Raw genomic sequence first — 22,103 nt, 5'->3', positions numbered from 1 at the left:
CTGAGTAGAAAACTCAGGCTCTTTTTTTTTGGTATTTTTTCTAGTTATTCTTTATTTCAAATGCGGTTCTTAATTCATTGTACATTTCGTATATTGTACAGGTAAGATAGAATAACAATTTATATAAATAGATTTTATGGCTTTTGACATAGATATGATTAAAAAGGTTTACGCTTCCATGTCGGATCGTGTAGACAAAGCAAGAGAGGTTGTGGGTAAACCGCTTACTCTTTCAGAAAAGATTTTATATTCTCACTTGTGGGAAGGCACGCCAACCAAAGCATTCGCGAGAGGAAAAGATTATGTTGATTTTGCTCCTGATCGTATTGCTTGTCAAGATGCAACCGCTCAAATGGCGTTATTGCAATTTATGCAGGCGGGCAAGCCAAAAGTTGCGGTACCAACAACTGTGCACTGTGATCATTTGATCCAGGCTAAAAATGGTGCCACTGCCGATTTAAAATCAGCAAATACTACAAGTGCAGAAGTTTTTGATTTCTTAGAATCTGTTTCGAATAAATACGGAATTGGTTTCTGGAAACCAGGTGCAGGTATTATTCACCAAGTAGTTTTGGAAAATTATGCTTTTCCTGGCGGGATGATGATCGGTACCGATTCACACACTGTAAATGCAGGTGGTCTAGGTATGGTCGCTATTGGTGTTGGTGGTGCAGATGCTGTTGATGTAATGGCAGGTATGGCTTGGGAACTTAAATTCCCGAAACTAATAGGTGTAAAGTTAACCGGAACTATTTCTGGATGGACAGCACCAAAAGATGTAATATTAAAAGTTGCCGAAATTCTTACCGTTAAAGGTGGAACAGGGGCAATCGTTGAATATTTTGGTTCTGGGGCTAAATCTTTATCATGCACTGGTAAGGGTACAATTTGTAACATGGGTGCAGAAATAGGGGCTACTACTTCTACTTTTGGATATGACGAATCTATGGAGCGCTATTTAAGAGCTACAGACAGAGCTGATATTGCCGATGCTGCAAATCAAGTAAAAGAATATTTAACTGCCGATGCAGAAGTGTATGCAAATCCTGAGCAATATTTTGATGAGGTAATTGAAATCAACTTATCTGAATTAACTCCATTATTGAACGGACCTTTTACTCCAGATTTATCTACAAAAGTAGGTAAAGACATGACAGAAAAAGCTACTTCTCACGAATGGCCGTTAGCTGTAGAATGGGGATTGATCGGTTCTTGTACCAACTCTTCATATGAAGATTTGTCTAGAGCTTCCTCTATTGCACAACAAGCAATTGATAAAGGAATAAAAATGAAGGCCGAATTGGGGATCAATCCTGGTTCTGAGCAAGTGCGTTATACTGCTGCGCGTGATGGTATTCTTGGAATTTTCGAGAAATTAGACGCCAAGATTTTTACGAACGCATGTGGTCCATGTATTGGTCAATGGGCTCGTTACAGTGATCCAAAAAATGCACCTAAGAATAGTATCGTTCACTCTTTCAACAGAAACTTTGCAAAACGTGCAGATGGTAACCCAAATACACATGCCTTCGTAGCTTCACCAGAAATTACTGCGGCAATTGCAATTGCCGGTAGATTAGATTTTAACCCGATGACGGATAAACTGATTAACGAAAAAGGAGAAGAAGTAATGTTCGACGAACCAACAGGGTGGGAGTTACCTCCGAAAGGTTTCGAAGTAGAAGATGCAGGTTTTCTTGCCCCAGATGCTGATGGCTCTGGTGTAGTTGTTAAAGTTGCAGCAGATTCTGAACGTTTACAGTTGTTAGAACCTTTTACACCTATAAAAGACGAAAGTTTAATGGGTGCGAAATTGTTGATTAAGGCATACGGTAAATGTACAACGGATCATATTTCTATGGCAGGACCATGGTTACGTTTCCGTGGGCATTTAGATAATATTTCTAATAACTGCTTGATCGGTGCTGTTAACGCATTTGGTCATAAGACCAACTTGGTTAAAAATCAATTGAATGGTGAATTCGGTGGTGTACCAGATACTGCGCGTGCATATAAAGCAGCAGGTGTAAGAAGTATTGTTGTGGGGGATCATAATTACGGTGAAGGTTCTTCTCGTGAGCATGCTGCAATGGAGCCTCGTCACTTAGGTGTTGCCGCGGTAATCGTTAAATCTTTTGCACGTATACACGAAACAAACCTTAAAAAGCAAGGTATGTTAGGGTTAACTTTTGCAAATGAAAGTGATTATGATCTTATAAAAGAAGATGATACTTTTAACTTTATAGATATAGCAGAATTTGCTCCTGATAAACAATTAACCATAGAAGTTGTTCACGCAGATGGTAGTAAAGATGTAATTAAAGTAAACCATACTTATAATGAAGCTCAAATTGGGTGGTATAGAGAAGGTTCTGCTTTAAACGTGATTAAGAGAGAAAATGCCTCTTAATTCAATACTTTAAAATTTATAAGGAAAACTCCTGATATTGTTCAGGAGTTTTTTAGTTTTGACCCCTATTAAACTTTTATGAAGAGACAAACGTTTTTTACCTTATTGATCATGGCTTTTGTGCTTTCTTTTTTTGTCACTCCTTTAGGTGATTATAGTAAGATTATGCTCAACAGGGTTTTTGCTACTTCTCCAACAATAATCAAACTAGATAAAAGAGGTAAGATAGCCAACTACGACTGGAAGTTAAAAGACGAAAATTGGAAATTCATAAATTTTAATGAAGCAAAAGGTAAAGTTGCTTTAGTTACTTTTTGGACTTCTTGGCACATGCCATCACAGGCGCAATTAAAAGACATTCAGTATCTTTTTGATACGTATGGTGATAAGGTTAGGTTTTATGTTATTACTAATGAGGAAAGAGCTCCTGTAGAGCTTTTTATGAGTGAGCAAGGATATACTTTTCCAGTAACCTATCAAATTATAGGCGAACCGAGTCCGATTTCATTATTAAAGCCACCAGGGTCTTATTTAATCGATAAAACTGGTACTATCGTTATACACCAAAATGCTATTGCAGACTGGAGTAATGAAAAGGTAAATAAGCTTTTAAACGAATTGATATCAGAGTGATCAGATGTCTCAGATTACAACAATAACTTTATTTAGGTATACTACTTTTTTTAATAAGTTCTGGGCTTTTGGAATGATGCAATTTGCGCACAGTCCATTAAAAAAAGTTAATGGGCTGCAAGAGTATAAACTAATGGGAAGCGGAAAGGACGGTTTTAATCCTTTTGCAGATTGGTCGGTTTATGCATTGCTTCAAATATGGGAAAATGAAGAAGCGGCAAATAACTTTTTTTCAACCTCTAATTTAATTGAGCGATATCTAGAAAGGACTGACGAACGGTATACCTTATTTTTAAAAAACACCAAATCTAGGGGGTTTTGGTCTGGTAATAATCCCTTTATAGAAAGTGATACTGTTAGTCAAAATAATCCTTTTATCGCGGTAATTACTAGGGCTACGATAAAAATTGGGTCATTATACAAATTTTGGAAGTATGTTCCAACTTCTCAAAGACCATTAGCAGGTAATAACGGATTAATTTATACAAAAGGAATAGGGGAAGTTCCCTTTTTGCAAATGGCTACATTTAGTATTTGGAAGGATGAAGAATCTTTAAAGCAATTTGCGTATAGAAGTAAAGAACATGCAAGTGCAATAGCAAAGACAAAAGAGCTAGACTGGTATAGTGAGGAATTATTTTCGCGCTTTCAACCCTATAAATCCATAGGAAGATGGAAAGGTATTGATGAGCTTCCTTTTTAAGCCTAGAAATAAAAATATAAAAAGAAGAGAAACTGTGCCAAATATAAATTCAGTGATAATATTCGATTGCCCTGAATATTTAAAATTTTTATAAAGGCCTGAAATATAATTCCCAGTAAAAACCAGGTCCAATAATTCTCAAAAGTTGGAACACCACCAGCGAATTCCCAAAAGTCAAAAATTGGTGCGCTTTTTTCCATTAAAAAGTCTAGAAGAACCATTAAACTTGCAGCCCCAATTATTTTAATTCTATAAGGTAGCTTTGTGAAGTCTAAAATACTTGCGGTAATAAAGGTTAAAAGTGCCCAGTAAGCTCCAATTAAATAAGGTACACCATCTAACTTAGGTCCAAAATTATTTCCATATTCATATTCTCCAAATAAAATTTGATAGTTTACCCCAAGCCATTCGGCAAACATACCGCCAATAAAAAATAAGAGTAAAGCACCAGTTTTTTTTAGGTTGTTAATTGGGTAAATTAATAAAAACAGTAAAAAAGATAACCCAAGATTTATGGGTGTTTTTTTTATGAACCAGTCTAAATGATCCAATGTTATTCCAATAATTGCCGATATATGAAATAGCCATATTATACCAACACTTAAGCGCACTTTATTTTTTACGAAGACATCAATCATATTCTTCGGATTTGGGCACAAGGTCGCCTATGATTTTAGCGGAAAGTAAGCATAAGGGTATGCCGCCACCTGGGTGAACAGAACCTCCACAGAAATATAAATTTTTAATTCTGTTAGAAAAATTTGGGTGTCTTAGAAATGCTGCAAATTTATTATTACTTGCCGCCCCGTAAAGCGCTCCACGATATGAACTTGTGTTTTTTTCAATGTTAACTGGGTCTAAAATATGTTCGGTGATTATTAATTTATCTAAATCAATATTCAGTACTTTATTAATTTTTGAAATAATATTTTGACGTGCTTTTACTTTTAACATTTCCCAATCTTGCCCATAATTTCCTGGGGCATTTATCATTACAAACCAATTTTCAGTACCTTCAGGAGCATCTGAAGGATTGTCTTTAGAGGTGATATTGATATATACAGTTGGGTCGTGGAATAGTGAATTATCATTAAAAATAGCATTAAATTCTTGTTCATAGAATTCACTAAAAAGAATATTATGTAAATCTAATTCTGTAAATTCTTTATTAATTCCCCAATAAAAAATAAGTGCAGAACTAGATCTTTCTTGGGTCAACGTTTTTTCCGGAGCTTTTTGCTTTCTTAATAAACGCCTATATGTCGGATAGATGTCCATATTAGAAACAACGATATCTGTCTTATAAGTATTTTTTGTTGAAAGAGCTCCAGTTACCTGATTATCGACTATGCTAATCTCTTGTACCTCTTCATTAAAATTGAACATGATGCCTTCATCTAAGGCTAATTTGTATAAACTTAAACTTATTTGGTGCATTCCACCTTTTGGGAAGAAAGTGCCAAAGTCCATTTCTAGGTGGGGTATCATTGACATGATGCCAGGAGTTCTATATGGTGATGAGCCGTTATATGTTGCAAAACGGTTGAATAACTGTACTAGTCTCGGATTGGTAAAAAATCGTTTATTGGTTTCGTTTAACGTATCATTTATATCTAAAATACCCATTTGAAAAATGGACTTTAAAGTTTGTATCGATAGGTAAGTATCTAATTTATGTAATGATTTTTCAAGAAAAATAGGAGCGGTTAAGTCGTACTTCTTTTTGTTTTTATCAATGTATCTTGAAATATTAGAATGAGGTTCGTCAAAAGTTTTTGAAGCTTGGGCTATAAAGTCATCTTTTTTGGAAGCCGCCGTAAAACGAAGTCCATCTTCCCAAAAGTAATTACAAATTGTTTCCTTTTGTTTGTATTGGAAATGGTTTTCAGAATTTTTGCCGAATAATTCAAATAGTTCTGTAACTAAATGTGGCATTGTAAATAAAGATGGACCAAGATCGAAACGAAACCCTTCTTTTTCGATAGCATGTAGTTTGCCACCTGGATATTCATTTGCTTCCACTACGGTAACATCGTACCCTTTTTTTCGTAAACGTAACGCACTGGCAATGCCGCCAATACCGGCACCTACGACCAGAGCTTTTGGCATTTTTATTTTTTAAAATATTTGAAAGGAACAAATAACATTCCAAAACATTCCCCATCACCCTTGCCTAAGTGTTTGTGATGCATTTTATGTGCTCTTCTTACACCTTTGCTATACCAATTATTGGCATTTCTAAATAATTTAAAACGTTGGTGAATAAATATGTCGTGCACTAAAAAATAGGCTATCCCGTAAGCTAGTATTCCAAAGCCTAAAGGATATCCATACCAAAATCCATTGGCGCCTGTATAAAATAAAGACATACTAACGATTGCATAAAAGATAAAGAATGCATCGTTTTTTTCGAACCATGAATCATGGTCTTTTTTATGGTGATCTTTATGAAGACTCCAAAGAAAACCATGCATTACATACTTGTGCGTAAACCACGCCATGAATTCCATAAACAAAAATGTTCCTAGAAAAATCAGAATTCCAATAACTATATTCATTATACCAAGTTCATTTTAAATTTAACGTAAGAACGAGCTAGTAATCCGAATTTCTGATAATTCGGGACTCTAATTCGCGCATTTTTAATTTCTAACGACGGTGTGCATTGTAATTTGTATAACAACTTATAATAGTATTTATAAGCTGTGTATACCCCGAATTTTGCTTCGGTAGGTAATCCTACAATTCCTTCGTACCCTTTTCTAAAGTCTGCTTTTATTTCATCGACAATGCGTTTTTTAGAGGCTTCGTCTAATTCTTTTAAATTGGTATTCGGAAAATAAGATCTATTTAATTCTTCAAAATCTGCTTTTACATCTCTTAAGAAGTTTACTTTTTGAAAAGCAGATCCCAGAGCCATAGCTGATTCTTTTAATTTGTTGTATTCTTCTACATCACCCTTGACAAAAACCTGAAGACACATTAAGCCTACAACATCTGCAGAACCATATATGTATTCTTTATACTCGGCATCGGTACGGTAAATGTTCTTTACTAGATCCATTCGCATACTTTTCATAAACGAGTCTACCAAATGCTTGGGAATATTAAAAGCATGGTAGGTGTGTTGAAAAGAGTTCAAAATAGGGTTAAGACTTATTTTATCTCGTAACGAAGCTTCAAGTTCCTCTTCAAATTTATTAAAGAGAATTTCTTTATCATAGTCATGAAAGGTATCTACGATTTCATCGGCAAAGCGAACAAAACCATATATATTATAGATATGACCACGTATCGATGAGTGTAACATCTTGGTGGCTAATGCAAAAGAAGTACTGTATCGTTTGGTAACAATCTTACTGCATTGGTATGAAACTTGGTCAAAAGTATCTTTCATAAATTAACTAATTATCCTTTATAATTAATTCTGACACTAATTTACCGGATATCAATGCGGGTGGTACACCGGGGCCAGGAACAGTCAGTTGTCCTGTAAAATATAAATCAACTACTTTTTTACTTCTTAAATTAGGTCTTAAAAATGCGGTCTGTGTTAAGGTATTCGCCATACCATATGCATTGCCCTTGTACGAATTGTATCTCTCTACAAAATCATTTACACAGAATGTTTCTTTGAATATAATATTTTTTCTAATGTTTTGTCCTGTTCTTTTCTCAAAACGATCCATTATTATGTCAAAATATTGACTTCTTAATGCTTCGGTATCTTCTAGAGCGGTGGCAATAGGTACTAGAAAAAAGCCAGTTTCACAGCCATCTGGTGCCATGCTCGCATCTGTTATAGACGGAAAATTGGCATAGAACAATGGGTTCGTTGGCCATTTAGGAGTATCATAAATTTCTTTTGCATGTAGCTCAAAATCGGTATCAAAAAATAGATTATGATGCTCAACATTATTTAATTTAGTGTCAAACCCAATATAAAATAATAGTGACGATGGCGCGAAAACCTTTTTATCCCAATAACTTTTAGAATACTGTTGGTGTTTTTCGTCTAATAGGCTTTCTGAATGCTGATAATCTGCTCCACTTAAAACAACATCTGCAGAAATCGTTTTACCATTGCAGATTACTCCCGTTGCTTTACCATTGGTTACTTCAATTTTTTCTATCCCTGAGTTCGTATGTACTTTTACACCAAGCTCTTTTGCAAGATTGTCCATGGCTTTTATTACTTCATACATGCCGCCTTTTGGGTGCCAAGTGCCTAAGCCAAAATCTGCAAAATTCATAAAATTATAGAAAGAAGGTGTTTTGCTTGGCTTAGCACCTAGAAACAATACAGGGAACTCTAAAGTAGATATCAATTTCGGATTTTTAAACGACTTACGCACTTGCGAGCTAATCGTTTTAAAAAATTGGTCAACTTTTAAAATGGTTTCTTTTGTTACCAATTCTAAAGGCGAAAGACCTGGTCTTAGAACTACTTTGTTAATGGCAATATCATAATTTTCTTGAGCTTTGTCGATAAACTTTTTTAAAGCTTTTGAGCTACCAGGTTCTATTCTTTCGAACTCAAGGCAAATTTTATCCATGCTGTCACCTATGGTAATAATATCATCACTAAAGAAAATTTTATAAGCGGGACTAAGCTTGTCTAATTGGTAGTAATCAGATGTTTTTTTATTGAAATCGGCAAAAAACTTATCAAAGATATCTGGCATCCAATACCAACTTGGTCCCATATCGAATGTAAAGCCGTCTTTTATGAATTGAGAAGCTCTACCGCCAACAGTATCATTTTTCTCATAAATTGACACATCCCAGCCGGCTTTTGCTAAGTAACATGCCGCTGATAGTGATGAAAAACCAGAACCAATTACGATGCAACTTTTATTCATTTGTATCAAAGGGATTATAAATTGTTTACCAAATTATCGATAGAAGTGAATGTTCTGCAAAATTTAGGTTTTGTAGCCGCTTCAATAAAATTTGTTTGCCTTCCTAAAATCCAGAAATTTGGGTTGTTATATTCTGCAACAAGTTTAGAGAAATCTTCTAAGTACTTGTTTATTTTGTCTTTTTCAGGAAATACAGTAAAATAAGATACGAAATAGATGTCATCGAAATACTTCAATACATCTTCTAGATTTTCCATAGGTATGGTAGGTCCTAAATAAATACACTTATAACCTTTTAAAATAATCTCGTAATTTAGATACAATAATCCTATATCGTGTATTTCATTTTCAGGTAAAAATGCAACAAACACTTTGTCTTTTCTGGTAGGCTCTAAATGTTGAAGCTTTTCGGTATTAAGAAGAATCTTCTGTTTTATTAAACTGCTCATGAAATGTTCGTGTGCCGGACTAATAGTGTCTGTTTGCCATAAAAGACCTAGTTCGTTCAAAAGAGGAATAAAAGTATCTTTAAATATTTCTCGGAATGAGTTTTCACTCAATAGCGCATTATACGTGTTAAAGAACATAGTTTGGTCAAAATTCATCATAGCCAATTTAAACGCATTGATGGCTTGGCTCTTATGACTGTGTTTTGCTACTATTTCGCGAACTACGTAGGGTATATCTTTATCAGATATTTTAGCAATTTTCGATATTTTGTGTCCGGTATTATACAACAATGTAACATTAAGTAACTTCTGTAGGCTCGAAAGACTATAAGTTCTAATGTTTGTGTCGGTACGTTCAGGAGATAAAAGATTGTATCTTTTTTCCCAAATTCTGATAGTATGTGCTTTTATACCAGAGAGGTTTTCAAGGTCTCTAATACTAAATTGCTTCTTTACATTGTTCATGTTTTCTGAAAAAGGATTAAACAAATCTACAATTTATTAAAATGTATTAGGGTACTTGATAGTTAAAATTATCAAAATAAAAAAAGGTTAGACCTAAATCTAACCTTTTTGTGCCCACGACTAGATTCGAACTAGCACGTCCTTACGAACACTACCCCCTCAAGGTAGCATGTCTACCAATTTCACCACGTGGGCATACTTAAAGTATATTGGAACGCAAATATAGAAACCTCTCATTTAATTTAAGATATATTGATGATAATTAATAAGGGAACTTTTCTATAGTACTAACGTTTTTTGATACTGGGTTGGGGTTAAGCCTTTTATCTTTTTGAATTTTTTATTAAAATTAGAAATGGAGTTAAAACCAGAAAGGTCAGAGATCATATTAATATTCAGTTCTTTTTTAGAATTTAATAACTGGCACGCGTGTTCTACACGAAGCTCTATTAAAAATTGAAAGAATGTTTTATTCGTGCGTTGTTTAAAAAAGCGACAAAAGGCATTTGGAGTCATATAGGCCATTTTGGAAATGTCATCTAATACTATAGGATGTTGAAAATTCTTGAAAACAAAATCAAAGATTTCTTGCAAGCGTTCCCCTTCGTTAGAACTTAAAGTTTTAGCATATATAAATCTACTTAAAGGCTCTGTAACTGCCTTGCTCAATTGTTCTAATAGCTCTAAAAATGATGTAAAGCGTTTTAGTTTATGTTGAGATTGTAGCGCTAGAAGTTGATGAGTTAATTGATTTTTGTTCGACTTAACTTTAAAACCAGAAGCGGCATTAATAAAGAAATTTTGTAAATCTTTAAAATAAGGTAGGGTAAAGAACTGTTCGCCAAAGGTACTGTTTGTAAAGAAAACCGTAAGCATATGGGCATCTTCATCACTTGCTATACTTTTAAAAACATGGGGTAGATTACTACCGATTACATAAATATCGCCGGTTGAAAATTGTTGTACACTATCACCCACCAACAATTTACCGTTACCATTTATAATATAACTTATTTGAATTTCTTCATGTTGATGTAAACGATTATAAAATATTGGTTCTTTATCGATTTGAACAATTAAATGCTCATCGATTGGTTTTGGTATTTTGAACGGGAAGACCTTCATATGCATCTAATTTAGCACAATATGTTGTCATAGTGTTACTAAGATGGTAAAATAGTACTATGTGTGGATAATATGAAAACAATTCAATTCTAATACTACCCGTAGATTTGAATATCATCAAAAACAATATATAATGAGTATTTCATGGACAGGCGTTATGCCAGCAGTAACAACAAAATTTACCGATAAAGATGAACTTGATTTAGATATGTTCTCGGTCAACATAAAAGCTCAACTAGATGCTGGAGTAAGCGGAATTATACTTGGCGGAACCCTAGGGGAAGCAAGTACCCTAACCTACGATGAGAAAAAGGTTCTGATGAAAGAAACCGTAAAGTTGGTAAATGGGCAGGTGCCGGTCATCATTAATATTGCCGAACAAACCACAAAGGGTGCTATTCATGCTGCTGAAGTTGCCGAAGAATGTGGTGCAACAGGCTTAATGATGCTACCACCAATGCGCTATAAAGCGAATGACCATGAAACGGTTACCTATTTTAAAGAAACGGCAAATAGTACCGATTTGCCTATCATGATTTATAATAATCCTGTGGATTACGGTATTTTGGTTACTCTAGATATGTTCGAAGAGCTAATGGTTTGCGATAATATACAAGCGGTAAAAGAATCGACCAGAGATATTTCTAATATTACCCGTATAAAAACAAGATTTGGAAATCGATTAAATGTGTTAACCGGAGTTGATACTTTAGGCTTAGAAAGCACATTAATGGGTGCCGATGGTTGGGTCGCTGGTTTAGTTTGCGCTTTTCCGGCAGAAACCTGTGCTGTTTTTGAATTGGCAAAGGCCGGTAGAATTAAAGAAGCATTAGAAATTTACAGATGGTTCTTACCATTATTAGAATTAGATATAAGTCCGCAATTGGTACAAAATATTAAAATGGCAGAGGTTGCAACAGGTATTGGCACCGAGAATGTTCGTGCGCCAAGGTTACCGTTAATTGGTGCTGAGCGAGAGAGAGTAGCAGCGGTTATAAAACAAGGTATGGCAACCAGACCAACATTGCCAAATTATAAAGGTTATAACTAATTGAAGCATAGTTTTATGTCTCCATAATGTTATTGGGCATATTTAGAAATGTAAAGAAAGAATCGAAATTTGTTTCGGCTTCTTTCTTTACTTTTGAGTAACATCAGAAAAATAGAAAATGATAAGCGGTACAAATGCAATCGGAAGTAAATCTTCTAAGCAAGGAACTAAAACTTTTAAGACCTTTAATCCTAAAGAAAATAAAGATACAGAATGGACTTTTTATGAAGCATCTTCAAATGAAATTAATGAGGCGGTAGCCTTAGCCACAGATGCTTTTAAAGCTTATAAAGATTTTTCAGGTGCTAAAAAAGCGGAGTTTCTAGAAGCTATCGCTGAGGAAATTGAAGCTCTTGGAGATGAACTCATTGATACCTATTGTAAAGAATCGGGTTTGCCAGATGGTAGGGCAAGAGGCGAACGTGGGCGTACGATGGGGCAATTACGCGCTTTCGCTAATTTATTAAAGGAAGGTTCTTGGGTAGAAGCGGTTATTGAAAAAGCCCAGCCGAATAGAGCCCCAATGCCTAAGTCAGATATTCGTAAAATGTTATTTCCGTTAGGTCCGGTAGTTGTATTTGGTGCTAGTAATTTTCCATTAGCATTTTCAACGGCAGGTGGCGATACAGCAAGTGCACTGGCAGCGGGTTGCCCGGTAATCGTTAAAAGTCACCCTATGCATGCAGCTACAGGTGAACTAGTTTCATCGGCAATTATAAAAGCAGCAGAAAAAACAGGAATGCCTAATGGCGTATTTTCAAACTTAAATAGCAGCGGTATAGAAGTAGGGCAGCAGCTGGTAAAACATCCAAAAGTAAAAGCTGTTGGGTTTACAGGCAGTATAAATGGTGGTACGGCGCTTTATAAATTAGCGAACGAAAGAGATGAGCCGATACCTGTATTTGCAGAAATGGGGAGTATTAACCCTGTTGTATTACTTCCATCTGCACTAAAGAACGAAGGTGATGCATGGGCTACTAAATATGCTTCTTCAATAACCATGGGTGCAGGGCAATTTTGTACCAATCCAGGGTTGGTATTAGGGCTGAAGGGAACAAATTTAGATAGTTTCATTAACACCATATCCGAAGAAATTCTAAAATTAGAACCAACATTTATGCTGCATCCGAATATATATGCAAAATACAACGAAGGCAAAAAAGAGCTATCTGCCCAAAAAGGAATTACCGTAACAGCAGATTATAAGAAAGCTACAAATCCGAATACAGCACAACCTTCTATTTTAAAAGTTAGCGGTGCCGATTTTTTAGCAAATACCAAATTGCATAAAGAGGTTTTTGGTCCTTTCTCAGTTGTGGTAGAATGTGAAAATACTGACGAAATGGAAACCATTTTAAATCATTTAGAAGGTCAGTTGACAGGCACTGTTTTAGGTTCTGAAGAAGATTTGGCTGCACATGCCGGTATCATAGATGCTTTGCAAAGTAGAGTAGGTAGAATTTTGTTCAATGGTGTGCCAACCGGTGTAGAAGTGAATTCTTCTATGGTTCATGGTGGTCCATTCCCTGCTTCTACAGATGCGCGTTTTACGTCTGTTGGTACATCGGCGATAAAGAGATGGGTGCGCCCTGTTTCTTTTCAAGACTGGCCAAATAAATTATTACCATTGGCATTGCAAAATGAGAATCCGCTGAAAATTACACGTCTTGTTGAAGGCGTCTATACTAAAAATTAGAATTATGAAAAGGTTGGACCGTAGATTAAAATATGTTTTGGCGTTTATTTCGTTAGTATGCGTTTTAGTCTACGGTCAAGCCCAGAGTTCTTCAGAAGCATTAACCTCACTAATTAAAGAAGTTGAAGATTATAGTGCGTATGACAGTGCTGATTTTCCGTTGGGTGTGTACCAAGAATCGCTGGAGCGCACGAATGCCGAGTTTGCAGAAAAACAACTTCGGTCTCTAGAAAAGTTGAGTGAAACCGATCTTTCAGAAACTGAACTTATATCTAAAGAGCTGTTGCGATTTCAGCTTCAGAATAGTGTAGATGAGTTTTCTTATAAAATGTATCTAAATCCTATTCAGGCTGATCAAGGCTTTCATTTAAATCTAAACTATCGTATTAAACCAATTCTTACTTACCAAGGTGCAAAAGATTATTTGAATATGCTTAGCGCTATACCACAATATGTCGATGAGCATTTGGTTTTGTTAAAAGAAGGTCTAAAACAAGGGCTCTCTCAGCCTAAAATAATTTTTAACGGTTATGAATCTACTTATGATACGCATATTGTAAGCGATTATAGCCAAAGCAGTTTTTATTCCCCGATTACTGACTTACCTGCAGCAATGACCCAAAAGCAGCAAGATTCTGTTACCAATGCGGCTCAGGTTCTTACTATAGAAAAAGTGGTGCCTGCTTTTAAAAAGATCAAAACTTTTTTTGAGACCGATTATATACCCAATACCAGAACAACTATTGGAGTTTCAGAAACACCAAATGGGACTGCATTTTATCAGAATAGAATTAATTATTATACAACGACTACTGAATATACAGCAAATGATATTCATGCTATCGGTTTATCTGAAGTGGCACGAATAAAGGCTGAGATGGAAAGTATAATCAACCAGGTCAATTTTGAAGGAAGTTTTTCTGATTTTCTAAATTTTCTACGGACAGATGCTCAATTTTATGCATCGACGGAAGATGAACTATTAATGCATGCCCGAGATATCGCCAAACGTATCGATGCAGAATTACCTAAGTTTTTTAAAACATTACCACGAAGACCATACGGGGTTAAAAAAGTACCCGACGCCATTGCACCAAAGTACACTGCTGGTCGTTATTCACCTCCTTCATCAGATGATCAGCCAGGTTTTTATTTGGTAAACACCTATAAATTAGAAAGTAGAACTTTGTATACTTTACCCTCATTAACTGCCCATGAAGCTGTGCCTGGACATCATTTACAGGGAAGTTTAAATAAAGAATTAGGCGATAGTATTCCCCAATTTCGAAGAAATATTTATTTATCTGCTTACGGTGAAGGCTGGGCTTTGTACACTGAGTTTTTAGGTAACGAGCTTGGTATCTACACCACACCTTATGAAGAGTTCGGTAAATTGACTTATGAAATGTGGCGTGCTTGTAGATTGGTAGTTGATACCGGTATTCATGTAAAAGGGTGGAGCAGGAGCGAGGTTGTAGATTTTATGCTGAATAATACAGCCTTGTCTGAACATGAGATAAATACAGAAACCGATCGTTACATTGCATGGCCTGGTCAGGCACTTTCTTATAAGATGGGAGAATTGAAAATACAAGAGCTTCGTAAAAAAGCAGAAAAGGAATTGGGTAGTCAATTTAATATTCGTGATTTTCATGAAGTTATTCTGGAGCAAGGCACTGTTACCTTACCTATTTTAGAACGTAGGGTCAACGCATATATCAACAAAACTAAATAAAGCAATATGTCTAGCAGCACATTTGTTTGTATCGATGCGCATACTTGTGGTAATCCTGTTCGGGTTGTAAAACATGGTGGTCCTGATTTGGTCGGAGCGACCATGAGCGAAAAACGCCAACATTTTTTAAAGGAATATGACTGGATCCGTAAAGGACTCATGTTCGAACCTCGTGGTCATGATATGATGAGTGGCAGCATTTTTTATGCACCGAGTGATCCCAATAATGATTTCGGAATATTGTTTATTGAAACCAGTGGATGCTTGCCCATGTGTGGTCATGGTACCATAGGTGCTATCACAATTGGTATTGAAGAAGGATTAATTATACCCAAAACACCTGGAATCGTTCGTATGGAAACTCCAGCTGGCCTGATACATATATCGTATCAGCAAACGGGTGCTAAAGTAGATTGGGTAAAATTGACCAATGTAAAGTCTTATTTGGCTGCCACAGAATTAACCATAGAATCATCTTATTTAGGTGACGTTGTTTTTGATGTATCCTACGGAGGTAATTTTTATGCTATAGTGGATTCTCAAAAGAATTTTAGTGGCATTCAAGATTACTCCGCAAGTCAATTAATTCAATTCAGTCAAGAACTGCGAGAGAAAATAAATCTGAAATATTCCGATTTATTTATCCATCCAGAAGATTCAACCATTAGAAATGTGAGTCATATGTTATGGACAGGCAATACTATTTCTGAATCTGCCACCGCAAGAAATGCCGTGTTTTATGGCGATAAGGCTATTGACCGTTCGCCGTGCGGTACAGGTACTTCTGCACGAATGGCGCAATGGCATGCAAAAGGTAAATTACATGTAGGTGAAGATTTTATTCACGAGAGCTATATAGGCTCTCAATTCATAGGTCGTGTTGAAGAAGAGACTACCTTGTTTGATACACCAGCTATAATACCGAGTATTACCGGTTGGGCAAAAATATATGGTCAAAATACCATTACTATAGACGACAATGATCCATATGCTTATGGATTTCAAGTAATTTAAACCACGCTAATAAGATGATGTACAAACGAATTTTTCTGGTGTTATTTTTAGTATCTGGGTGGTGTAATGCTCAAGAGCCTAAATTGGAAGAAACTCTTATTGACCGAGTTTCAGAACAATATGAATATTTATATCATTATTCCATCAAATTTTTAGATACGGATAAACCCATGCCAAGAACATTAGTTGAGGGTAAATTACATGCGGTCAGTATTTATGATTGGACTAGCGGATTTTACCCAGGTTCTATGTGGAATTTATACGGACTTACAAATAATACAGAATGGAAAAATAGAGCTAATTATTATACCAAACTTTTAGAACCTTTACAGTTTTATACCGAAACTCATGATTTGGGTTTTATGATAGGGGATAGTTATGGTAATGCATTAAAGTATATGGATAACCAAGATTATGAAATGGTAATCGTTCAAGCTGCAAAATCGCTTTCATCACGTTTTAAACCAAAAGCCGGCATCTTACAATCTTGGAATTCGAATGATAAGTGGCAATGTCCTGTTATTATAGATAACATGATGAATTTAGAAATGCTTTTTGAAGCAACAAGAATTTCTGGTGATTCAACCTATTATAATATTGCTGTAGCTCATGCCAATACAACTATGCGTAACCATTTTAGAGATGATTATAGTTCGTATCATGTATTGGATTATGATATAAATACGGACAATATCTTGAAAAGAAATACTGCACAAGGATATAAAGATGAATCGGCCTGGGCAAGAGGTCAAGCTTGGGGCCTTTATGGTTATGTTATCATGTACCGAGAAACTAAAGATGCGAAATATCTGGCACAAGCAAATAACATCGCAAATTTTATAATCAATCATAAAAATTTACCTGTAGATAAAATACCTTATTGGGATTATGATGCCCCTGTTACAAATAAGACACCTAGAGATGCCTCTGCGGCAGCAATTACCGCATCAGCTTTATATGAACTTAGCACCTATGTTAATAATGATTTGAACGCACTTTATGTTAATAGGGCAAACAATATATTGCAGTCGTTGGCAGCTGAGCCTTACTTGGCAGAAGTAGGAACTAATGAAGGTTTTTTGTTAAAACATTCTACGGGTCACCTGCCCATTAATTCTGAAATAGATGTTCCTATTAATTATGCAGACTACTATTTTTTAGAGGCACTTTTACGTCAACGCAACTTGAATAAAGATAATTAGTATGAAAAAAAACGTCCTTATTATTGGCGGAGGTATTGTTGGTTTAAGCACCGCCTATTTTTTAACTAAAGAAGGTTTTGAGGTTACCGTAATAGATAAAAGTGATATCACATCTGGTGCTTCTTTTGTAAATGCAGGGTATATAACCCCAAGTCATATTATTCCGTTAGCATCGCCAGGTATGATTGCAAAAGGGATAAAAATGATGTTTAATTCTGCTAGTCCGTTTTACATGAAACCAAGACTAGATGTCGATTTTTTGAAATGGTCTTGGTATTTTAACAAGTCTTCTACAACGGCAAAAGTTGAAAAGGCGATTCCTTTAATTAAAGACATAAACCTTATTAGCAGAGAACTATTTACAGATATTAAAAACTCGGGCGATTTAGGCGATTTTCAACTTGAGCGAAAAGGTTTATTGATGTTGTATAAAACTGAAGCTAGTTACTTACATGAAAAACATGTTGCCGAAAAGGTAGCTTTTGAAGGGCTAGAGGTAACTGAGTTAAACAAAGCAGAACTACATAAATTAGAGCCTAATGTGAATATCGATGCAGAAGGTGCTATACATTATGAATGTGATGGGCATACCACCCCAACAGAAATAATGCCAAAGTTAGTAGCATATTTAAAGAGTAAAGGTGTTATTTTTAAAACAAATGAAGCGGTACTAGATGTTAAGATTTCTGGAGAACATATAAAAGAAATAATAACCGATAAAGGTTCTTACCAGCCAGATGAGGTTGTTTTAGCTGCCGGGTCATGGAGCGGCGAATTGGCTAAAAAATTACAATTAAAGTTACTACTGCAAGGTGGTAAAGGGTATCGCATAGATGTAAAACGTGAAACAGGTATTTCTATGCCCGCTATATTGATGGAATCTAGCATGGCGGTTACACCCATGAACGGATTTACAAGATTTGCCGGTACGATGGAGTTTTCTGGTTTAAATGACATTATAAGAAAAGAAAGAGTAATGGCAATCGCGAAAGGTGCACATGCTTTTTACCCGAATATTGAAATAAATGACACCGAAATAAAAAATGTGAAAACAGGGTTGCGACCAGTTTCTCCAGATGGTTTACCCTACATCGGTAAATCTACAAGAATTAAAAACCTAACCATTGCTACTGGGCATGCTATGATGGGGTGGAGTTTAGGACCCGCTACAGGTAAACTAGTTTCAGAGTTATTGTGTGGTACTAAGACGGCTATGAACATCGCGGCATTTAGCCCTGATCGAAGATTTTAAATAATGTTGAAAAATACTCGTCGGTAGAGAATTACCATTCACCGACAGTAAACTGCCATTCACCCATAGCAGATAATTTATACGATAAGATTGTCAGACTTTTGAATCTCAAATATTTATGTTATGGACATATTACTTATCGAAGACGATTTAATAGAAGTTATGAAGTTGAAACGTACCGTTTCTAAACTTAACTTAAAGCATTCGATTATAGAAGCTAAAAATGGTGAAGAAGCTTTGGTTTTTTTAAGGTCTGGCGAAAAATTACCTGATATCATTCTTTTAGATTTGAATATGCCAAGAATGAACGGTATTGAATTTCTAGCTATTTTAAAGGCAGATGAATTACTTCAATATTTACCTACGGTTATTTTAACAACCTCAGAAAATAGGGCAGATTTGTTGAAATGTTATCAAGCGGGTATCGCTGGTTACGTTATCAAACCATTGAAATATGAAGATTACGAGTACAAATTAAATGCTGTTTTAGAGTACTGGAATGTTAATCAACTAGTGAAAGGCTAACAAAAAAGCTCATTTCACAACATTTTTTCCTATTTACGTATTAATTTTCCTACGTTTGAGTGTATTTAAAAAATTCAAATGAAAGGAATCGTATTTACCGAGTTTTTAGAAATGGTCGAATCTGAGTTCGGTTTAGAAACAGTCGACAATATCATTGAGAAATCAAATTTACCTTCAGAGGGTATTTACACCTCTGTCGCTACCTATGAATTTAATGAAATGGTAGCGCTTATCACCCAACTAAGTAAAGAAGTAGATTTACCTGCCGGAGATTTAATTTATGCATTCGGTCTTTACTTGTTTTCAAGTTTAAAGAATGCACACCCAGAGGTTATACAAAGCTACAAATCGCCAATAGGGTTATTATATTCTATTGAAGATCATATACATGTTCATGTAAAAAAGCTTTATCCAGAAGCTGAATTGCCTACCTTTAAAATTCTTGAAAAGACCGATAATTCTATTTCTATGATATATTCTTCATCTAGGGGGCTATATAGATTGGCACACGGTTTAATTGAAAAAGCATTTGAACACTTTAATGGCAAAGCCGATATTACTTATGAACTTCTTAAAGAAGACGGTACTGAAGTGAAATTTGATGTCGTACAACATGGATAATAAAGAAGTACTTCTCTTAAAGAAAGCGCTTGAAAGACAGAAAAAAGCGCGGCAACAGGCTGAGAATATCTTGGAGCAAAAATCTAAGGAGCTGTACGATGTTACCAGTCATCTAAGGGAATCTAATAATAAACTTGAAAATTTATTAAGTGAAAAAACATCTGAATTAGATGGTGTTTTTATAAATATTATTGATCCATATGTAGTAATGGATCTTCAGTTCAATGTAATTAATATGAACAGGTCGGCCAAAGAATTCTTAGGTTTTGATCATGTTGAAAAATTAGTTAACCTTTCTCAATTTATTCATCCAGATTTTTTAGAGTATACCCAAGAATCAATGGCTTCAATGTTAGAGGTCGGTAGTTTAAAGAATTACCGTGCCAAGATTTTTGTTGCTGACGGTGAAGAAAAGTGGATTCAGATCAATGCTAGTCTTATTTATGATAAACATAGAAGACCAATTGCGGCACAAGGTATTATTAGAGATATTACCCAAGAAACAGAAGTAAAAAGACTTGTTGCAGAACAAAAGGCGCAATTAGATATCATCGTTGAGAACTCTCCATTAGGTATTGTTTTGGCAATAGATGGTAAAATTGTTAAAACTAACAGTACATTTACCAATATGCTAGGGTATAAAGAGTTAGCGCTTAAAAATGTATCGTTTAAAGCTATTTCTGTACCAGAAAATGAATTAGAAGATAATCTTTCATTAGATAAAATGTGTGCCGGTAAATTAAAAAAATTTACTGAAATCTGGAAATTTAAGAAAAACGACGGTTCTACCATTATGGCTAAAACCATGATGACCGCTATACACGACGAACATAGAAAAAAAGATTATCAGGTTGCCATTATAGAAGATATCTCTAGCCAATTGGAAGCCGATAGAAAATTAAAAGCTTCTGAAAATAGATTATCTGCATTGATTTCGAACTTACAGACAGGGGTGTTATTAGAAGATGAAGATGGTAAAATTGCACTGACCAATCAAATGTTCTGTAATATATTCGGTATTAAAGATAGTCCAGAAAACCTTATAGGTTTAGACTGCGCAGAATCTGAAGAAGAAAACAAGAAATTTTTCAAAAAACCTAAGGCATTCGTTAGTAGAATAGAAGAGATTCTTGCTAAAAAAGAGCCTGTTCTAGCCGATGAGTTAGAGATGATTGACGGTAGAATTTTATCAAGAGATTTTATTCCTATTAAACATGAAGGTGATTATAAAGGGCACTTATGGGCTTATCAAGATATTACTATAAGTAAAAATTACAGAAAAAATTTAGAGACACAGCGAGAAAAATATAGTAGCATTATCGCTAATATGAATTTAGGTTTGGTTGAGGTCGACAATGAAGATTACATACAAATGGTTAACCAAAGCTTTTGTAATATGAGTGGCTTTGAAAAAGAAGAACTTATTGGTAAAAAAGCTTGTAACGTTATACAACTTAAAGACTCGAATATAATTGAAAAGAAAAATCAGAATAGACTAGAAGGTAAATCTGAATCTTACGAAGTCGAAGTAATCGGTAAAAATCAGAATATAAAACACTGGCTTATTAGTGGAGCACCTAGGTATGATGATGCCGGTGTTGTTATAGGCTCTATTGGTATTCATTTAGATATTACAGATCAAAAACTATTAGAAATTCAGAAAGAGAAATTATTAAAAGATTTAGAGAATAGTAACCAAGGTTTACAAGAGTATGCCCATATTGTTTCTCATGACCTTAAATCGCCACTTAGAAGTATAAGTGCATTGGCAACTTGGTTAAGTGATGATTACAAAGATGTTCTAGATGAAGGTGGTCGACAGAATCTTGAGTTAATGCAAGAGAAGGTTGCCTCTATGGATAAGTTGATTCACGGTATTCTTGAATATTCAACAGCCAATAGCTCTGCCTTAGATGATTCTAAAGTTGATCTAAATACGGTTATAACCGATATTGGCGAAACAATATATATTCCAGAACATGTACAATTAGTAGTACCAGCGCCATTACCAACGATAATGGCGGACAGAATTAAAATGCACCAAGTTTTTCAAAATATTATCGGTAATGCCGTAGTGCATATCGAAAGAGAAGTAGGGCTTGTAGAAGTTCTCTATAAAGATGATGGCGAATTCTGGCAATTTACCATTAGCGATAATGGGGTGGGTATACCAGAAGAATATCATAAAAAGATATTCGACATATTTCAATCTATAGGTAATAATGAACGATCTACCGGTATAGGGCTATCGATAGTAAAGAAAATAGTTGATCGCTACCAAGGTAGCGTTTGGGTAGATAGTGTAGTTGGCGAAGGTACCCAATTTCATTTTACCATTAAAAAAGACCATAACTAATATA

The 22,103-nt window shown here is 35.2% G+C and carries 19 protein-coding genes and 1 tRNA gene; 12 read left to right on the top strand and 8 right to left on the bottom strand.

The features are described from left to right. Positions 1–136: 136 nt before the first annotated feature. The 3 genes from ACEN2N_RS17170 (at position 137) to ACEN2N_RS17160 (ending at position 3,746) form a co-directional block, all read left to right on the top strand. Entirely contained in the window at positions 137–2,410 is a 2,274-nt protein-coding gene (locus tag ACEN2N_RS17170) for an aconitate hydratase (protein WP_441825470.1), read from the top strand. Between the two features lie 78 nt (positions 2,411–2,488). Further along, the gene (locus ACEN2N_RS17165) at positions 2,489–3,043 is read left to right on the top strand and encodes a TlpA family protein disulfide reductase (protein WP_441825469.1); all 555 of its coding nucleotides are present in this window, start codon (positions 2,489–2,491) and stop codon (positions 3,041–3,043) included. Positions 3,044–3,047: 4 nt separating this feature from the next. Then, positions 3,048–3,746, top strand: a complete 699-nt coding sequence (locus ACEN2N_RS17160; RefSeq protein ID WP_441825468.1) for a DUF3291 domain-containing protein — start codon at positions 3,048–3,050, stop codon at positions 3,744–3,746. A gap of 2 nt (positions 3,747–3,748) precedes the next feature. Here ACEN2N_RS17160 and ACEN2N_RS17155 read toward each other — a convergent pair whose 3' ends face one another. From ACEN2N_RS17155 to ACEN2N_RS17120, 8 genes are all read right to left on the bottom strand, one after another. Continuing rightward, complete coding sequence (locus ACEN2N_RS17155) at positions 3,749–4,384, bottom strand: carotenoid biosynthesis protein (RefSeq protein WP_441825467.1); 636 nt, start codon at positions 4,382–4,384, stop codon at positions 3,749–3,751. Continuing rightward, the gene (gene crtD, locus ACEN2N_RS17150; RefSeq protein ID WP_441825466.1) at positions 4,377–5,855 is read right to left on the bottom strand and encodes a 1-hydroxycarotenoid 3,4-desaturase CrtD; all 1,479 of its coding nucleotides are present in this window, start codon (positions 5,853–5,855) and stop codon (positions 4,377–4,379) included. Before crtD ends, ACEN2N_RS17155 begins: the two co-directional genes overlap by 8 nt. Positions 5,856–5,857: 2 nt before the next feature. Next, positions 5,858–6,304, bottom strand: a complete 447-nt coding sequence (locus ACEN2N_RS17145) for a beta-carotene hydroxylase (protein WP_441825465.1) — start codon at positions 6,302–6,304, stop codon at positions 5,858–5,860. Further along, positions 6,304–7,143, bottom strand: a complete 840-nt coding sequence (locus ACEN2N_RS17140; RefSeq protein WP_441825464.1) for a phytoene/squalene synthase family protein — start codon at positions 7,141–7,143, stop codon at positions 6,304–6,306. Before ACEN2N_RS17140 ends, ACEN2N_RS17145 begins: the two co-directional genes overlap by 1 nt. Before the next feature lie 7 nt (positions 7,144–7,150). Next, a complete protein-coding gene (locus tag ACEN2N_RS17135; RefSeq protein ID WP_441825463.1) occupies positions 7,151–8,608 on the bottom strand; it encodes a phytoene desaturase family protein in 1,458 nt (485 codons plus the stop codon). Positions 8,609–8,622: 14 nt separating this feature from the next. Continuing rightward, positions 8,623–9,522, bottom strand: a complete 900-nt coding sequence (locus ACEN2N_RS17130) for a MerR family transcriptional regulator (protein WP_441825462.1) — start codon at positions 9,520–9,522, stop codon at positions 8,623–8,625. 111 nt (positions 9,523–9,633) lie between these two features. Next, a tRNA-Leu gene (locus tag ACEN2N_RS17125) sits at positions 9,634–9,717 on the bottom strand. A gap of 84 nt (positions 9,718–9,801) precedes the next feature. Beyond that, on the bottom strand, positions 9,802–10,647 hold the full coding sequence (locus ACEN2N_RS17120) for an AraC family transcriptional regulator (protein ID WP_441825461.1): 846 nt from the start codon (positions 10,645–10,647) through the stop codon (positions 9,802–9,804). 133 nt (positions 10,648–10,780) lie between these two features. On the opposite strand from ACEN2N_RS17120, the gene ACEN2N_RS17115 reads away from it, so the two are divergent. The 9 genes from ACEN2N_RS17115 (at position 10,781) to ACEN2N_RS17075 (ending at position 22,099) form a co-directional block, all read left to right on the top strand. Next, positions 10,781–11,698 (top strand): dihydrodipicolinate synthase family protein, encoded by a 918-nt coding sequence (locus ACEN2N_RS17115; RefSeq protein ID WP_441825460.1) that lies wholly within the window; start codon positions 10,781–10,783, stop codon positions 11,696–11,698. Between the two features lie 118 nt (positions 11,699–11,816). Then, positions 11,817–13,394, top strand: coding sequence for an aldehyde dehydrogenase (NADP(+)) (locus ACEN2N_RS17110; RefSeq protein ID WP_441825459.1), 1,578 nt, complete (start codon positions 11,817–11,819; stop codon positions 13,392–13,394). A gap of 4 nt (positions 13,395–13,398) precedes the next feature. Then, positions 13,399–15,129: a DUF885 domain-containing protein gene (locus ACEN2N_RS17105; RefSeq protein ID WP_441825458.1), complete on the top strand. Its 1,731-nt coding sequence runs from the start codon at positions 13,399–13,401 to the stop codon at positions 15,127–15,129. A gap of 6 nt (positions 15,130–15,135) precedes the next feature. Next, complete coding sequence (locus tag ACEN2N_RS17100; RefSeq protein ID WP_441825457.1) at positions 15,136–16,143, top strand: 4-hydroxyproline epimerase; 1,008 nt, start codon at positions 15,136–15,138, stop codon at positions 16,141–16,143. Positions 16,144–16,157: 14 nt separating this feature from the next. Continuing rightward, complete coding sequence (locus tag ACEN2N_RS17095; protein WP_441825456.1) at positions 16,158–17,345, top strand: glucuronyl hydrolase; 1,188 nt, start codon at positions 16,158–16,160, stop codon at positions 17,343–17,345. A gap of 1 nt (position 17,346) precedes the next feature. Beyond that, complete coding sequence (locus ACEN2N_RS17090) at positions 17,347–18,597, top strand: NAD(P)/FAD-dependent oxidoreductase (protein WP_441825455.1); 1,251 nt, start codon at positions 17,347–17,349, stop codon at positions 18,595–18,597. Between the two features lie 123 nt (positions 18,598–18,720). Further along, entirely contained in the window at positions 18,721–19,122 is a 402-nt protein-coding gene (locus ACEN2N_RS17085; RefSeq protein WP_441825454.1) for a response regulator, read from the top strand. Between the two features lie 78 nt (positions 19,123–19,200). Next, positions 19,201–19,743 (top strand): heme NO-binding domain-containing protein, encoded by a 543-nt coding sequence (locus ACEN2N_RS17080; protein WP_441825453.1) that lies wholly within the window; start codon positions 19,201–19,203, stop codon positions 19,741–19,743. Further along, complete coding sequence (locus ACEN2N_RS17075) at positions 19,736–22,099, top strand: PAS domain-containing sensor histidine kinase (protein WP_441825452.1); 2,364 nt, start codon at positions 19,736–19,738, stop codon at positions 22,097–22,099. The genes ACEN2N_RS17080 and ACEN2N_RS17075 overlap by 8 nt, the downstream gene beginning before the upstream one ends. Positions 22,100–22,103: the final 4 nt, after the last annotated feature.

It is taken from the genome of Maribacter spongiicola (genome assembly GCF_052119685.1).
GTDB lineage: Bacteria > Bacteroidota > Bacteroidia > Flavobacteriales > Flavobacteriaceae > Maribacter > Maribacter spongiicola_A.
This window is presented reverse-complemented; position numbering and strand designations above follow the sequence as displayed.

Coding starts and splice junctions, on each gene's coding strand:
- ACEN2N_RS17170 (WP_441825470.1), top strand. CDS start 137: ATGGCTTTTGACATAGATATGATTAAAAAGGTTTACGCTTCCATGTCG.
- ACEN2N_RS17165 (WP_441825469.1), top strand. CDS start 2,489: ATGAAGAGACAAACGTTTTTTACCTTATTGATCATGGCTTTTGTGCTT.
- ACEN2N_RS17160 (WP_441825468.1), top strand. CDS start 3,048: ATGTCTCAGATTACAACAATAACTTTATTTAGGTATACTACTTTTTTT.
- ACEN2N_RS17155 (WP_441825467.1), bottom strand. CDS start 4,384: ATGATTGATGTCTTCGTAAAAAATAAAGTGCGCTTAAGTGTTGGTATA.
- crtD (WP_441825466.1), bottom strand. CDS start 5,855: ATGCCAAAAGCTCTGGTCGTAGGTGCCGGTATTGGCGGCATTGCCAGT.
- ACEN2N_RS17145 (WP_441825465.1), bottom strand. CDS start 6,304: ATGAATATAGTTATTGGAATTCTGATTTTTCTAGGAACATTTTTGTTT.
- ACEN2N_RS17140 (WP_441825464.1), bottom strand. CDS start 7,143: ATGAAAGATACTTTTGACCAAGTTTCATACCAATGCAGTAAGATTGTT.
- ACEN2N_RS17135 (WP_441825463.1), bottom strand. CDS start 8,608: ATGAATAAAAGTTGCATCGTAATTGGTTCTGGTTTTTCATCACTATCA.
- ACEN2N_RS17130 (WP_441825462.1), bottom strand. CDS start 9,522: ATGAACAATGTAAAGAAGCAATTTAGTATTAGAGACCTTGAAAACCTC.
- ACEN2N_RS17120 (WP_441825461.1), bottom strand. CDS start 10,647: ATGAAGGTCTTCCCGTTCAAAATACCAAAACCAATCGATGAGCATTTA.
- ACEN2N_RS17115 (WP_441825460.1), top strand. CDS start 10,781: ATGAGTATTTCATGGACAGGCGTTATGCCAGCAGTAACAACAAAATTT.
- ACEN2N_RS17110 (WP_441825459.1), top strand. CDS start 11,817: ATGATAAGCGGTACAAATGCAATCGGAAGTAAATCTTCTAAGCAAGGA.
- ACEN2N_RS17105 (WP_441825458.1), top strand. CDS start 13,399: ATGAAAAGGTTGGACCGTAGATTAAAATATGTTTTGGCGTTTATTTCG.
- ACEN2N_RS17100 (WP_441825457.1), top strand. CDS start 15,136: ATGTCTAGCAGCACATTTGTTTGTATCGATGCGCATACTTGTGGTAAT.
- ACEN2N_RS17095 (WP_441825456.1), top strand. CDS start 16,158: ATGATGTACAAACGAATTTTTCTGGTGTTATTTTTAGTATCTGGGTGG.
- ACEN2N_RS17090 (WP_441825455.1), top strand. CDS start 17,347: ATGAAAAAAAACGTCCTTATTATTGGCGGAGGTATTGTTGGTTTAAGC.
- ACEN2N_RS17085 (WP_441825454.1), top strand. CDS start 18,721: ATGGACATATTACTTATCGAAGACGATTTAATAGAAGTTATGAAGTTG.
- ACEN2N_RS17080 (WP_441825453.1), top strand. CDS start 19,201: ATGAAAGGAATCGTATTTACCGAGTTTTTAGAAATGGTCGAATCTGAG.
- ACEN2N_RS17075 (WP_441825452.1), top strand. CDS start 19,736: ATGGATAATAAAGAAGTACTTCTCTTAAAGAAAGCGCTTGAAAGACAG.